The sequence below is a fragment of the Actinomadura chokoriensis genome (assembly GCF_039529475.1).
In the GTDB taxonomy this organism is placed as follows: Bacteria; Actinomycetota; Actinomycetes; order Streptosporangiales; family Streptosporangiaceae; genus Spirillospora; species Spirillospora bangladeshensis.
The window spans coordinates 1-12,891 of sequence record NZ_BAAAMW010000028.1; the positions used below are offsets into that span (position 1 = coordinate 1).

General features: G+C 72.9%; 13 protein-coding genes and 2 tRNA genes. 6 read left to right on the forward strand and 9 right to left on the reverse strand.

What is annotated here, in order from left to right; translation table 11 throughout:
* The first annotated feature begins 679 nt into the window (after positions 1–679).
* Positions 680–1,657 carry an ATP-binding cassette domain-containing protein gene (locus tag ABFX46_RS37145; protein ID WP_346048689.1) on the forward strand — a complete coding sequence of 326 codons (978 nt, stop codon included), beginning with the start codon at positions 680–682 and terminating at the stop codon, positions 1,655–1,657.
* A complete protein-coding gene (locus tag ABFX46_RS37150; RefSeq protein WP_346048691.1) occupies positions 1,654–2,475 on the forward strand; it encodes an ABC transporter permease in 822 nt (273 codons plus the stop codon). The genes ABFX46_RS37145 and ABFX46_RS37150 overlap by 4 nt, the downstream gene beginning before the upstream one ends.
* A 111-nt stretch (positions 2,476–2,586) precedes the next feature.
* Here the strand turns inward: ABFX46_RS37150 and ABFX46_RS37155 are convergent, their stop codons facing one another.
* On the reverse strand, positions 2,587–5,811 hold the full coding sequence (locus tag ABFX46_RS37155) for an ATP-binding protein (RefSeq protein WP_346048692.1): 3,225 nt from the start codon (positions 5,809–5,811) through the stop codon (positions 2,587–2,589).
* 66 nt (positions 5,812–5,877) lie between these two features.
* Between ABFX46_RS37155 and ABFX46_RS37160 the strand changes: the two genes are divergently transcribed.
* The 4 genes from ABFX46_RS37160 to ABFX46_RS37175 all read left to right on the forward strand — a co-directional run bounded on the left by ABFX46_RS37160 (position 5,878) and on the right by ABFX46_RS37175 (position 8,212).
* Positions 5,878–6,135 carry a DUF7218 family protein gene (locus tag ABFX46_RS37160; RefSeq protein WP_346048693.1) on the forward strand — a complete coding sequence of 86 codons (258 nt, stop codon included), beginning with the start codon at positions 5,878–5,880 and terminating at the stop codon, positions 6,133–6,135.
* Entirely contained in the window at positions 6,136–6,495 is a 360-nt protein-coding gene (locus ABFX46_RS37165; RefSeq protein WP_346048694.1) for a VOC family protein, read from the forward strand.
* A complete protein-coding gene (locus tag ABFX46_RS37170) occupies positions 6,492–7,004 on the forward strand; it encodes a DUF1360 domain-containing protein (RefSeq protein ID WP_346048696.1) in 513 nt (170 codons plus the stop codon). The genes ABFX46_RS37165 and ABFX46_RS37170 overlap by 4 nt, the downstream gene beginning before the upstream one ends.
* Before the next feature lie 77 nt (positions 7,005–7,081).
* Positions 7,082–8,212: a baeRF2 domain-containing protein gene (locus ABFX46_RS37175; protein ID WP_346048697.1), complete on the forward strand. Its 1,131-nt coding sequence runs from the start codon at positions 7,082–7,084 to the stop codon at positions 8,210–8,212.
* Between the two features lie 46 nt (positions 8,213–8,258).
* On the opposite strand, the gene ABFX46_RS37180 is transcribed toward ABFX46_RS37175, so the two are convergent.
* From ABFX46_RS37180 to ABFX46_RS37215, 8 genes are all read right to left on the reverse strand, one after another.
* Positions 8,259–8,331: transfer RNA gene (locus tag ABFX46_RS37180), tRNA-Ala, on the reverse strand.
* Positions 8,332–8,416: 85 nt separating this feature from the next.
* The gene (locus tag ABFX46_RS37185) at positions 8,417–8,848 is read right to left on the reverse strand and encodes a hypothetical protein (RefSeq protein WP_346048699.1); all 432 of its coding nucleotides are present in this window, start codon (positions 8,846–8,848) and stop codon (positions 8,417–8,419) included.
* A gap of 93 nt (positions 8,849–8,941) precedes the next feature.
* On the reverse strand, positions 8,942–9,133 hold the full coding sequence (locus tag ABFX46_RS37190) for a hypothetical protein (protein ID WP_346048701.1): 192 nt from the start codon (positions 9,131–9,133) through the stop codon (positions 8,942–8,944).
* A 348-nt stretch (positions 9,134–9,481) separates the two neighbouring features.
* Positions 9,482–9,554, reverse strand: a tRNA-Ala gene (locus tag ABFX46_RS37195).
* A gap of 78 nt (positions 9,555–9,632) precedes the next feature.
* Positions 9,633–10,295, reverse strand: coding sequence for a histidine phosphatase family protein (locus ABFX46_RS37200; protein WP_346048703.1), 663 nt, complete (start codon positions 10,293–10,295; stop codon positions 9,633–9,635).
* Positions 10,288–10,701, reverse strand: a complete 414-nt coding sequence (gene rsfS / locus ABFX46_RS37205) for a ribosome silencing factor (protein WP_346048704.1) — start codon at positions 10,699–10,701, stop codon at positions 10,288–10,290. Before rsfS ends, ABFX46_RS37200 begins: the two co-directional genes overlap by 8 nt.
* Positions 10,702–10,882: 181 nt before the next feature.
* A complete protein-coding gene (gene nadD / locus ABFX46_RS37210) occupies positions 10,883–11,470 on the reverse strand; it encodes a nicotinate-nucleotide adenylyltransferase (protein ID WP_346048705.1) in 588 nt (195 codons plus the stop codon).
* Between the two features lie 53 nt (positions 11,471–11,523).
* A complete protein-coding gene (locus tag ABFX46_RS37215) occupies positions 11,524–12,810 on the reverse strand; it encodes a phenylacetate--CoA ligase family protein (RefSeq protein ID WP_346048706.1) in 1,287 nt (428 codons plus the stop codon).
* Positions 12,811–12,891 lie beyond the last annotated feature (81 nt).

Sequence of the window (12,891 nt, forward strand, 5' to 3'; positions counted from 1 at the left end):
GCACTGGCTTTTAACACGCTGTTGAGTTCTCAAGAAACGGACACCCACCGCGCCGAACCCCGCTCCCGCAGGCCCCGGCTCCGGGGCAACCCTTCTAACTTACCTGTTCCGCTTCCGTTGTCAAGCCAATCAACGAAGATCTTTTTTGACGGTCGGAGGCGTCCCAGTCCCCCCGCGGCGACGACGTACCCCCAGGCCGAAGACCTGGCGATAATCGTTCCGTAGGAGATGCCCTGCGGGCCAGCCACCTCGCGGCGTCCTGCATCCCGATCGGGCTTGCCATTCAAGAGTACCCCGACCCGCAGCAGGCTGCGAACCGTTTTCCTCTGTCGGCTTCCCCCGGGGCCGTCCGCCTCTCGGCGTCCCGCATCCCCTTGGGGCACGACAGACATTAGCAGCACTGGACGGCCCGTCAAATCGACATCGGCCCACAGCGCCCCGCCCGCAACGGCATCGGCGACACCGCGCGTCCGCCCGGCTCGTCTCCCGCACCGGGTTCGGCTCGGGCGCCGCATCCCGTCCAGTCCGTGAAAGCGCAGGTGGGCCCTGCTTCGGCCAGCTTTGCTCAGCGCCGTGTCAGTGGCGTGTCAGCGCCGGTACGCCGATGTCCGCGGCATGTCAGCGCCCTCCCCCATGGTGGTGACCGTCACAGATGACGGACAGGTGAAAGGCGAGATCGATGGACGAAGTGATCCGCGCCGAGGGGCTGCGGAAACGGTTCGGGGCGACCACGGCCCTCGACGGAGTGGACATCGTCGCGCGCCGCGGCACGGTGCTGGGCGTCCTCGGGCCGAACGGGGCCGGCAAGACGACCGCCGTGCGCGTGCTGGCGACCCTGCTCAGACCCGATGCCGGACGGGCTCACATCTCCGGCTACGACGTGGTCAAGGACGCGGCGCGCGTCCGGGCGAAGATCGGGCTCACCGGTCAGTACGCGTCGGTGGACGAGGAGCTGACCGGCACCGAGAACCTCGTGATGATCGCCCGGCTGCTGGACTTCGGCAGGCGGGAGGCGAAGGCCAGGGCCGCGCAGCTGCTGGACCGGTTCCGCCTCACCGACGCCGCGTCGCGCGCCGTCAAGACCTACTCGGGCGGTATGCGCCGGCGGCTCGACCTGGCGGCGAGCCTGATCAACCATCCCGAGGTCATCTACCTGGACGAGCCGACGACCGGGCTGGACCCGCGGGCCCGCAACGAGGTGTGGGACACGGTCCGCGACGTCGTCGCCGACGGAGCGACGGTGCTGCTGACCACGCAGTACCTGGAGGAGGCGGACGCGCTCGCCGACCGGATCGCGGTCTTCGACCACGGCCGCGTCATCGCCGAGGGGACCTCCGACGACCTGAAGGGGCAGATCGGCCGGCAGACCCTCGTGGTGCGCGCGGCGGAGCCGTACCGCACCGCGCAGCTCACCGCGATCGTCGCCGAGCTGACCGGGGAGCGGCCCGAGACGCAGCAGGCGTCCGGGCTCGTCACGGCACCGGTGAACGATCCGAAGCTGCTGTCGGCGCTGGTCAGGCGGCTGGACGAGGCGTCCATCGTGGCGGCCGAGCTGGCGCTGCGGATGCCGAGCCTGGACGAGGTGTTCCTCACGCTGACGGGCCACCTCGCCGAAGAAGCACAGTCCGAACTCGTCCCCGAGGGGAGCGTGGCATGACCACGATGACCGTTGACGCCCGTCCGGCCGCGGCCGAGCCGCCCGCGCGGGTCAGCCCGCAGCGCACCATGCGGCACGGCCTCACCCTGGCCTGGCGCAACATCGCCCAGCTGAAGCACTCGCCGGAGAAGCTGCTGGACACGACGCTGATGCCGATCGTGTTCCTGCTGCTGTTCCTCTACGTGTTCGGCGGTGCGGTCGCCGGGGACACGCATTCGTATCTGCAGCAGTTGCTCCCCGGGCTCGTCGCGCAGATGGCGATGTTCGCCACCATGGGGCTCGGGACTGCGCTGAACGAGGACATCCAGCGGGGCGTGTTCGACCGGTTCCGCAGCCTTCCGATCGCGCGTTCGGCGCCGCTGATCGGGACGGTCCTCGGGGACACGGCCCGGTTCCTGGTCGTGATGACGATGCTCGTCGGGTTCGGGTCGATCCTCGGGTTCAGGTTCCACACCGATCCGCTCTCGGTGCTGGCGGCGTTCGCGGTGGCGTACGTGTTCTACCTGGCCGTGTCGTGGGTGTCCGTCCTGGTGGGGCTGATCGCGCCGTCGCCGGACACGGTGCAGGGGCTGGCGTTCCTGTGGGTGATGCCGCTGACGTTCGGGAGCAGCATCCTCGTCCCGGACACGTCCACGATGCCGGGCTGGCTGGAGGCGTGGACGAAGGTCAACCCGGTCACGCACCTGGCGGAGACGGTGCGGGCGCTGACGGTCGGCGGGCCGCTCGGCAACCACCTCTGGTACACGCTCGCGTGGGCCGCCGGCATCACACTGGTGACGTTCCCCCTCGCCATGCGCATGTACTCGCGGCGGTCCTGAATCCGGCCACCCCGCAGACGCGCCGCCCCGGACGCACGGTCCCGGGCGGCGCGCGCCGTCCACGCCCCGATGCCCGGTCCCACGGCCAGGCCGCGGCGGCCGCGGGCGATCTCAGATGGACGCGATCAGGTCGTCGCCCTGCTCGAAGACTTCCTCGCGGCTGACCTGCCTGCCGCGCTCGTAGGCGGCGTCGAAGGCGGCGTCGCCCAGCTCCTGGGTCGCCGCCGCCAGGGTCCGGCCGACCTCGTGGGACGCGACGTCGCGGTAGCCGTGCAGGTTGTGCGCGGTGCCGAGCAGTTCGGCGGCCCGGACGAACCGGCCCCGCGCGGCGGCGTAGGCGGCGAGGCCCTCGACGAGGGACGCCACGGTCGGGTTGCCCATGAGCGCGTCGTTCCGCAGACCGGTGAACGTCTTGAGGTGCCAGTCCCGCGCGGCGTCGAGGTCGCCGTCCTCCTCGGCGAGGCAGCCGAGGCGGCTGTAGGTCCGCCGGACGGCCTGCGCGAAGTCGGGACGGTGCCCGCGCCGCTCGACCCACGCGTAGGCGTTGCCGGCGAGTGCGCGGGCGGCCTCGCGGTCGCCCTCGTCCAGCGCCAGCTCGCACAGGAGCAGGGAGGCGGTCGCCGCGTCGGCGAACTCGCCGATCCGCTCCATCTGCGCCATGGCGTGCTCGAGGTCCTCGCGGGCGCGCGCGACGTCGCCCAGCCGGGCCCGTGCCTGGGCGAGCTGCGTGAGGATCGCCGCGCCCTGCTCCGGGCTGACGCCGCCCGTGGCGTAGCCGTAGGCCTCCTCGCCGAACCGGACGGCCTCCGCCGGTTCGCCGCGCGCCAGCGCGACCTGCATCATCGCGCCCAGCGCGACGATCATCCCGAAGCGGTCGCCGAGGTCGCGGAGCCGCGCGTAGCCGTCGGCGGCCTCGGTGGCGGCCTCCTCGATGTCGCCGCTGTGGATCCCCATGTGCGCGCGGAGGACGCGCGCGATCGCGCGGACCCACGGGTCGGGGTGGTCCTGGACGCCCCGCAGCCGCCGCCGGACCTCGCCGATGTCCCCGTGGAAGATGGCGGACGTCGGTTCGATGAGGGCGAGGACGGGATGCGTCGGCGCGTCGGGGACGACGGCCAGGATCCCGTCGAGCGTCTCCTGCATCGAGTCCTGCGTGGGGCCCGGCTCCTTCGTCATCTCGGTGACGAGGCCCGCCGTGACGGCGCAGAGCGCGTACGCCTCCTCCAGGCCGGGCGGCGCGGTGCCGCCGACCATGGCGCGGACGGCGACCGCCCAGCCGCCCGCCTCCCGCTCCATGTCGCGCAGCACCCAGAACCACAGCAGCGCCGCGATGAGCCGCAGCCCCGTCTCGGCGTCGCCGGTGTCGATGACGTGCCGGAACGCGACCGTGATGTTGTCGCGTTCGGCGGCGAGCCGCTCCGCCCACTGCAACTGGTCGCGGCGCCGCAGCTCCGGCTCGGCGCCCTCGGCGAGCCGGACGAGGTGGCCGGCGTGCGCGTCGCGGACGCGCCGGGTCTCGCCGGCCTGCTCCAGCCGTTCCGCCGCGTACACGCGGACGGTCTCCAGCAGCCGGTAGCGGACGTCGGCGTCGCCGTCCGCCATCACCAGCGACTTGTCGATCAGGGCGGCGACCACGTCGATGACGTCGTGCGGCTCGACCGCGTCCAGGCCGCACACCTCGACCGCGGCCTCCGGGGAGGCGCCGCCCGCGAACACCGAGAGCCGGCGCAGGACGGCGCGCTCGGCGTCGTCGAGCAGGTCCCAGCTCCAGTCGACGACGGCGCGCAGCGTCCGGTGCCGGGGCAGCGCGGTGCGGCTGCCGCCGGTCAGCAGCCGGAACCGGTCGCCGAGCCGCGCCGCGACCTGGCCGGGGGTGAGGCCGCGCAGCCGGGCGGCGGCCAGTTCGATCGCGAGCGGGATGCCGTCGAGCGCGCGGCAGATCGCGACGACGTCGGCGACGGTGCCGGCGTCCACGGCGAATCCGGGGCGGACGGCCGCGGCCCGGTCGGCGAACAGCCGCACCGACGCGTAGCCGAGCGCCTCGGCGGGGTCGGCGACGTCCTCGTCCGGTAACGGCAGGGACGGGACGGGGCACAGCGACTCGCCGGTGATGCCGAGCGGCTCGCGGCTCGTCGCGAGGACGCGCACACCCGGCGCCTGCGCGAGGACGTGGCCGACGAGCCGCGCGACGGCGTCGACGACGTGCTCGCAGTTGTCAAGGACGACGACCATCCGCTTGGCGGCGAGGAAGTCGGTGAGCCGTTCGAGGGGCCGCACGACCACGCGCGTCTCCCCGGGGCGCACGGTCTCGGGGACGCCGAGCGCCGACAGCACGGCCTGCACCACGTCGGCGGGGTCGCTGACGGGCGCGAGCGGGACGAACCAGGCGCCGTCCGGCATCTCCTCGACGAACGCGGCGGCGCTCTCCCCGGCCAGCCGCGTCTTGCCGGCGCCGCCGGGACCGCTGAGGGTGACGAGCCTGGTCTCGCGGAGCAGCTTGCCGACGCGCCGCGACTCCTCCTCCCGCCCGACGAAGCTGGTGAGCTGCGCGGGCAGGTTGGTGCGCGGCGACGGCGGCGCCGCGGGCGCCTCGGCCAAGGATTCCGGGGCCGGAGTCGGGCCTTCGCGCCGCAGGATCGACAGGTGGACGGCGGCAAGTTCCGGGGACGGGTCGACGCCGAGCCGGTCGGCGAGCGCGCGGCGCGTCTCCTCGTACACCTCCAGCGCCTCGGCCTGCCGTCCCGCCGCGTACAGGGCGCGCATGAGGTGCCCGCGCAGCCGTTCGCGCAGCGGGTGGGCGGCGGCGAGCGGCTCCAGTTCGGCGACCGGGGGGACGGGCAGCCCGAGCGCGATCTCGGCCTCGACGCGGTCTTCGACGGCGGCGAGCCGCAGCTCCTCCAGCCGGGTGGCGATGCCGTACGCGAAGTCGGCGCCGGCGACGTCGGCGAGCGCGGGGCCGCGCCACAGCGCGAGCGCCGCCCGCAGCCCGTCGGCCCGCCGCGCCGGATCGCCCTCGGCGCGGGCGGCCGCGACCGCCCGCTCGAACGCGACCGCGTCGACCTCGGACGGGTCGATCCCGAGCCGGTATCCGCCGGGACCGTGCTCGACGACGTCCCGCCCGGCGACGCCGCGCAGCCGGGACACGAGCGCCTGCAGCGCGTTGCCGCCGGGCGCCGCGCCGTCCCACAGGTCGTCCAGCAGGCGCTCGGCCGACACGGGGCGGCCCGCCTCGGCCGCCAGCCGGACGAGCAGCGCGCGCAGCCGCCGGCCGCCGACCTCGACGGGCCGCGCGGCCTCGTCCCGCACGTCGAGCGGGCCCAGGATGCCGATGCGCACGTGTCCCCTTCCCCCGTGCCATTGTTCCCGATGTGTGGACCGCGCGTGTCGGGTACTTGTCCCGATATGCCTAGAGCGCAGATCAAGGACGAGAAGACGTACCGGAAGCTCCGCGACAAGGGCGAGAGCAAGGAGAAGTCCGCGCGGATCGCCAACGCCTCGGCGAACCGCGGGAAGAAGAACGTCGGCCGCAAGGGCGGCAAGAACCCCTCCTACGACGACTGGACGAAGGACGAACTGCTCGACCGCGCCCGCGAGATCGGCATCGAGGGACGCTCCTCGATGAACAAGTCCGAGCTCGTCAAGGCGCTGCGCGACCACTAGATGGACCTCGTCTTCGTCCTGGACTGCGGCGACCCGGAGGCCCTCGCGGGCTTCTGGGCCGCCGCACTCGGCTACGACCGCGGCGAGTACGACCCGCCGTACGTGGCGCTCACGGACCCCTCCGGGAAGGGGCCGCGCATCCTCCTGCAGCGCGTCCCCGAGCCGAAGACGGCGAAGAACCGGATGCACCCCGACCTCCGCATCACCGACATGGACGCGGAACTCGCCCGCGTCACCGGGCTCGGCGCGACCGTCGTCCGCGGCCCGTTCCTGGACGACGGGTGGCTGACCACGGTGCTCGCCGACCCGCAGGGCAACGAGTTCTGCCTGATACGCCCGCCCGAAGAGGAGAGGACATGAACACGGTCGTCGACACGGCGCGCAAGCAGAAGGAGGAGTACGCCGCCGGCGAGGACCGCCCGCTCGGCTCCTACCTCGGCACCCTCGGCGTGTACGCGCTCACCACGGGCGCGCTGGCCCTGCTCGGACGCAGGATCCGCGACCGTCCGCCGGCGATCGGCTTCGCCGACCTCGCGCTGATGACGCTGACCACGCACAAGGTCTCCCGGCTGATCGCGAAGGACCCGGTGACGAGCCCGCTGCGCGCCCCGTTCACCCGGTACTCCGGGACGGCGGGCCCGTCCGAGCTGGCGGAGGAGGTGCGCGGCAGGGGCGTCCGGCACGCCGTCGGCGAGCTGATCACCTGCCCGTTCTGCACGGCCCAGTGGGTCGCGACGGCCTACGCGGCGGGCCTGGTCTTCGCCCCGCAGGCGACCCGCCTCGCCGGCGCCACGATGACGGCGGTGGCCGGCTCGGACTGGCTCCAGCTCGCCTACGCCCGCCTCCAGCAGGCCGCGGAAGGGGACTGACGTCCCCCGCCCACCGCAGAGTCCCCAACGCCCGCCTTCTTTACGTTTGTCCCAGCTGGGCGGGGTAGGGCGATCCCATGGATCTGGCATTCCTCAAGACGCTGTACGAACGTCCGGGCCCCTACGCGTCGGTGTACGCAGACCTGACCCGGACCACCGAGGACGCGGTCAAGGCGGTGGAGCTCCGGTGGCGGGCGCTGCGCGCGGACCTGGAGGACCAGAACACCCCCGAGGACACCCTGCGCGCGGTGGAGCGGGCCATCGACGAGGAGATCGTCATGCGCCGGTCGGAGGGCATCGTGGTCTTCGCCGCGGACGGCGAGGTGGTGCACCGCGAGCGGCTCGGCGGCCCGCCCCGCAACCCGCACGCCACGCTGGGCCCGCTCCCGGACGTCCTGCCCTACCTGGCCGAGCGCGGCGAGAAGTTCCCGCACCTCCTCGCCGTCGTCGACCGCCGCGGGGGCGCGATCGACTGCGTGGACACCCGCGGGCACCGCGAGCACATCGACGTGCGCGGGGACGAGGACTACCCCATCCGCAAGGTGAAGGCGGGCGACTGGAACCAGTCCCGGTTCCAGCGCTCGTCGGAGGGCGTCTGGAAGGCCAACGCGAAGAAGGTCGCGCGCGAGATCGACCGGGCCGCGGAGCGCTGCAACGCCGAGGCCATCGTCATCGCCGGTGACACGCACGCCCGGAACGCCGTCCTGGACGAGGTCTCGACGGGCGTCCTGGAGCAGACGGTCGAGACCGACAAGAACACCGACATCGACGACCCCGACCTCGACTCGGAGCTGCACCGCCTCCTGCGGCTGAAGACCTTCGAACGCGTCATGACGGTCGCGGAGCGCTTCGACCGGGAGCTCGCGAACGGCGAGCGCGCGGTGTCGGGCCTGCCCGCGACGACGAAGGCGCTGCGTCACGGACAGGTGGAGACGCTGCTGCTGACGGAGGCCCCCGACTCCGCCGACCGCCTGTGGATCGGCCCGGACCCGTCCCAGGTCGCCGCCACCGCCGCCGAGCTGCGCGAGGAGTTCGGCATCACCGACCCCGAGCAGGAGCGGGCGGACGCGGCGCTGGTGCGGGCCGCCGCGGCGACGGACAGCGAACTGGTCGTCCTGCCCCCCGACGAGGAGGGCCCGGACATCCCCGTGGGCGCCGTCCTCCGCTTCACCACGACCCCGGACCCGGACAACTTCTCCCGGCCCTGAACAAAAGCGATGGGCCGACGCGATGCGCCGACCCATCACTCGAAGGTGGAGCTATGGGGATTCGAACCCCAGACCTCCTCCATGCCATGGAGGCGCGCTACCAACTGCGCCATAGCCCCTCGGTCGAGGAAAAGCTTAGTGCACGTTGGGAGCGCTCATGACGCGCGGGGCCGCGGAGGGGCGCCCCCCGCGGCCCGCGAGGCTTCAGCGGCCGGCCGACCCGTAGGTGTACGTGCCCTCGTTGACGGTCGGGACCTTGACGGTGAGGCTCTTCGGCCATTCCACCGGAAGGCCCAGGAGCCTGTTGTCCTGGACGGTGCGCCCCTCCGGTGAGGTGTACGTGCTCTCGACGGGACCGGTGTTCTCGGTCTCGGGCCTCTGCTGCGTCTTCAGCGAGCACACGGCCTTGGACAGGTCCTGCCCGAGCGGCAGGACGTTCAGCAGCGACGTCAGGAGGCTCAGGGCCTTCGGGCAGTCGTCCACGGTGTAGGTCTGCGGGACGGGCGGCGGCGCCTCCTCCTCGAAGGTCTGCGGCGCGGGCGGCGGTGCCTGCGCGGCGGACGCGGGCACGGCAGCGGCCGTGACGGCCGCGGCGACGAGCAGCGGCCCGAAGATCCGGCTTCTCACTGGGGTCAACCCTCTCGATCATGCATCGCCACGTCCCTGGCTGTTCCCGCATGATCGACACCGCGAAGCGCGGCGGGCGCAAAGGTTGGCGAAGGCTTTGCGTCAGATCCACCCGAGCCGTTCGCCGACCTCGTCGGGCGCGTACCCGCGGTGCCCGCCGTCCCCGATCCACACGATCCCGTCGGCCTCGGCGACGGCCCCGACGGCGTGCTCCTGCGGCAGCCGCGGCTGGACCGCCAGCCGCACCGGCGCCCCGGGCTCGAACCGGCGCAGTTCGTCGATGAGGTCCCCCACGGTGACCTCGCGAGTCGCCCCCCTGCGATGTCTTCCCATACCCCGCATGAAACCACCCGCCCCCACCAGCCCGCCGCGCCCCGCCCACCAAATTCGCCAGACGGCCCCACCCCCTCGCCAAGGGGCACCACACAGCACGTCAGGGAATGAGAAGCCCGGGGGGCAAGGGGCGAAGCCCCAAAACGGCCGAAGCGACGACGACCCGCACAGGGGCAAGGACACAAACCGGCAAGGGGGCGTGGGGGGCGGAGCCCCCCACATCGGGGGTCCGGGGTCGCCCCCCGGGTCAACACGACGAAGGAGTGGCGGCCCGCGCCTTCCGCGGGCACACCACTCCCAACTCGTTCGTGGAGCTATGGGGATTCGAACCCCAGACCTCCTCCATGCCATGGAGGCGCGCTACCAACTGCGCCATAGCCCCGCCGCCGCGTGGACGTTCATCCCGCAGCGCCCCGCCAGTGTATAGGACGGCGGGGCGTGGTCTCGAATCGTTTGCGGGTCAGGTGCCGGCGTCGGGGCGGTCGTCGCTGAGGACGGGTTCGGGGAGGGTGCCGGCGTTGTGCTCGGCGAGGCGCCAGCCGCCGTCGCGCATCTCGGTGATGACGGACCAGCAGCAGTTGGACAGGCCGCCGAGGCGTTCCCAGGTCTCTTCGGGGAGGCCGAGGAGGTGGGACATGCCGAGGCGGAGGGCGGCGCCGTGCGAGGCGACGACGAGCTGGCCGTCGGGCGGGAGCTCGTCGAGGGCGCGTTCGAGGGCGGCGCCGACGCGCTTGGCGACCTGGGCGCTGGTCTCGCCGCCGGGCGGCTGCCAGGCGGCGTGCTCGGCGGGGTAGCGTTCGCGGATCTCGCGGGAGGTGAGGCCCTCCCAGGCGCCGCCGTCGCGTTCGATGAGGTCCTTGTCGTAGCGGATGTCGAGCCCGGTGATGTCGGCGAGGGCCTGCGCGGTGTCGGCGGCGCGGCGGAGCGGGGAGGCGAGCAGGGCGGTGGGGCGGAGCCCGGCGAGGAGCCGGGCGGCGCGCCGGGCCTGCTGGACCCCGGTGTCGTCGAGCGGGATGTCGGTCTTGCCCTGGAAGCGGCGTTCGACGTTCCACGCGGTCTGGCCGTGCCGCCAGAGGACGAGCCGGCGCCGGCCGGGTTCGCGGGTGGGCCGGGCGTCACTCACTCGGGCTCCCGACGGCGCGGGCGCGCTGGGCCTGGTGGGCGGTGACGCTCTCCGGGAGGTCGAGGAGGGGGCAGTCTTTCCACAGGCGTTCGAGGGCGTAGTACATGCGGTCTTCCTCGTGCTGGATGTGCACGATGATGTCGACGTAGTCCAGCAGGACCCACCGCCCTTCGCGTTCGCCCTCGCGCCGGACGGGCTTGGCGTCCGCCTCTTCGCGCAGGCGCTTCTCGACTTCGTCCACGATGGCGCGGACCTGCCGGTCGCTGGGCGCGGAGCAGAGCACGAACGCGTCGGTGATGACGAGCTGCTCGCTCACGTCGTAGGCAAGAATGTCGTCGGCCAGCTTGTCGCCCGCCGCCTCGGCGGCGATCCGGACGAGCTCTGCCGCCCTCTCGGATGCGGTCACGATGCGCTCGCGATCCTCCCTGTAGGGGTCGTCTCCGTTGACACCCTCTCACGGGCGGCGGACGTCGGTACCCCTGTGTCGCTGTACGACCGCACGCCTCGTGCGGCCCTTCCCCCTCCAGGGTATGTGCCCCCGCCGACACACCTCCGCACCGCCGGAGCTGCGCGTCCCGGGTAAGCCTCTAGTACAGCCCGCGTTTGTTGATGTACTGCACGATGCCGTCGGGGACGAGGTACCAGATGGGTTCCCCGGCGTGGACGCGTTCGCGGCACTCGGTGGAGGAGATGGAGAGCGCGGGGACCTCCATCAGGGAGACGCGCCCGTTGGGGAGGCCGGGGTCGGCCAGGCGGTGGCCGGGACGGGTGACGCCGATGAAGTGGGCGAGTTCGAACAGTTCGTCGGTGTCGTGCCAGGTGAGCATCTTCTCCAGCGCGTCGGCGCCGGTGATGAAGAACAGGTCGGTGCCCTCGCCCTGGATGTCGCGCATGTCGCGGAGGGTGTCGACCGTGTAGGTGGGGCCGGGCCGGTCGATGTCGATGCGGCTGACGGAGAAGCGGGGGTTGGACGCGGTGGCGATGACGGCCATGAGGTAGCGGTCCTCGGCGGCGGTGACGTCGCGGCCCTCCTTGTGGGAGGAGATGCCGGTGGGGACGAAGACGACCTCGTCCAGGGAGAAGAAGTGCGCGACTTCGCTCGCGGCCACGAGGTGCCCGTGGTGGATGGGGTCGAAGGTGCCGCCCATGACCCCGAGCCGCCGCTTTTGCGTCATGCCGACGAGAATAATCGGCCGGGCCGGTGCCCGGCACGTCCGGGTCCCCCGGCTCAGCCGAGGCCGGGGAGCGGCGGGCGCCCGTCGTCCCAGGTCACGACGCGGACGGCCTTGCCGACCTCGACGCGCGGCACGGTGCCGTCCGGCAGCACGAACACCTCGGCGGTGAGCCCGAGCGCCTCGTGCAGCGCGTGCACGAGACGCTCCTGCGGGTCGCCGGCGACGGCCTCGCAGGCGACGAGGAGCCGGGTGGACGGGCTGCGCCGGTCGACGACGAGCTGGTAGTGGGGCCGGACGAGCCCGGAGCCGAGCAGGACGCGCTCGACCTCGCTCGGGTACACGTTGACGCCGCGCACGACGAGCATGTCGTCGGCGCGGCCGAGGACCTTGCTCATCCGGACGAGGGTCCGCCCGCAGGGGCATTCGCCGCGGGTGAGGGAGGCGATGTCGCCGGTCCGGTAGCGCAGCAGGGGCAGTGCCTGCTTGGTGGGGGTGGTGAAGACGAGTTCGCCGGGAGTGCCGTCCTCGACGGGGTCTCCGGTGGACGGGTCGACGGCCTCGACGATGAAGTGGTCCTCGTTGACGTGGAGGCCGTCCTGTTCGAGGCATTCGGTGGCGACGCCGGGGCCGATGACCTCGGAGAGGCCGTAGATGTCGACCGCCTTGAGGGGCAGCACGGCCTCGATGGCGGTGCGCAGTTCCTCCGACCAGGGTTCGGCGCCGAAGACCCCGGCCGTGAGGGCGGGCAGTTCGACGCCGGCCTCGGCGACGGCCTCGCCGAGCCGCAGCGCGTACGCGGGCGTGCAGGTGAGGATGTCGGCGCCGAGGTCGGCGAGCATCCGCACCTGCCGGTCGGTCATGCCGCCGGACATGGGGACGACGGTCGCGCCGAGCGCGACGGCGCCCTGGTGGATGCCGATGCCCCCGGTGAACAGCCCGTAGCCGTAGGCGTTGTGGACGACGCTGCCCGGCGACGCCCCGGCGCACGACAGGGAACGCGCGCACATGGCCGCCCACAGGTCGAGGTCGGCCTTGGTGTAGGCGACGAGGGTGGGGCGTCCGCGCGTCCCGCTGGAGCCGTGCACGGCGGCGACCTGGTCCTGCGGGACGGCGAGCATCCCGAACGGGTAGGCGTCCCAGAGGTCCTGCTTGGTGGTGAACGGGAGGTCGCGGAGGTCGGCGAGCGTCACGTCGGAGCCGCCGCCGACCCCGGCCTCCTTCAGCCGCCTCCCCTGCACGCCGTCCGCGGCGAGGAGCCGGTCGACCAGGCCCCACAGCCGGTGCCGCTGCAGCGCGGCCCGCTCGTCCAGGGACATCGCCTCGGCTTTGGGGTCGAACATAACTCGCCTCCCGGGGAGGGCGGAACCGCTCGGGCCCCCCGGAGTGGAACCCAGCGGCACGCTGGTTCGTCGGGACTACCA

Excerpts from the sequence above, each read along its gene's own strand:
- ABFX46_RS37145 (WP_346048689.1), top strand. The coding sequence starts at position 680 with ATGGACGAAGTGATCCGCGCCGAGGGGCTGCGGAAACGGTTCGGGGCG.
- ABFX46_RS37170 (WP_346048696.1), top strand. The coding sequence starts at position 6,492 with ATGAACACGGTCGTCGACACGGCGCGCAAGCAGAAGGAGGAGTACGCC.
- ABFX46_RS37175 (WP_346048697.1), top strand. The coding sequence starts at position 7,082 with ATGGATCTGGCATTCCTCAAGACGCTGTACGAACGTCCGGGCCCCTAC.
- ABFX46_RS37150 (WP_346048691.1), top strand. The coding sequence starts at position 1,654 with ATGACCACGATGACCGTTGACGCCCGTCCGGCCGCGGCCGAGCCGCCC.
- nadD (WP_346048705.1), bottom strand. The coding sequence starts at position 11,470 with ATGACGCAAAAGCGGCGGCTCGGGGTCATGGGCGGCACCTTCGACCCC.
- ABFX46_RS37165 (WP_346048694.1), top strand. The coding sequence starts at position 6,136 with ATGGACCTCGTCTTCGTCCTGGACTGCGGCGACCCGGAGGCCCTCGCG.
- ABFX46_RS37160 (WP_346048693.1), top strand. The coding sequence starts at position 5,878 with ATGCCTAGAGCGCAGATCAAGGACGAGAAGACGTACCGGAAGCTCCGC.
- ABFX46_RS37215 (WP_346048706.1), bottom strand. The coding sequence starts at position 12,810 with ATGTTCGACCCCAAAGCCGAGGCGATGTCCCTGGACGAGCGGGCCGCG.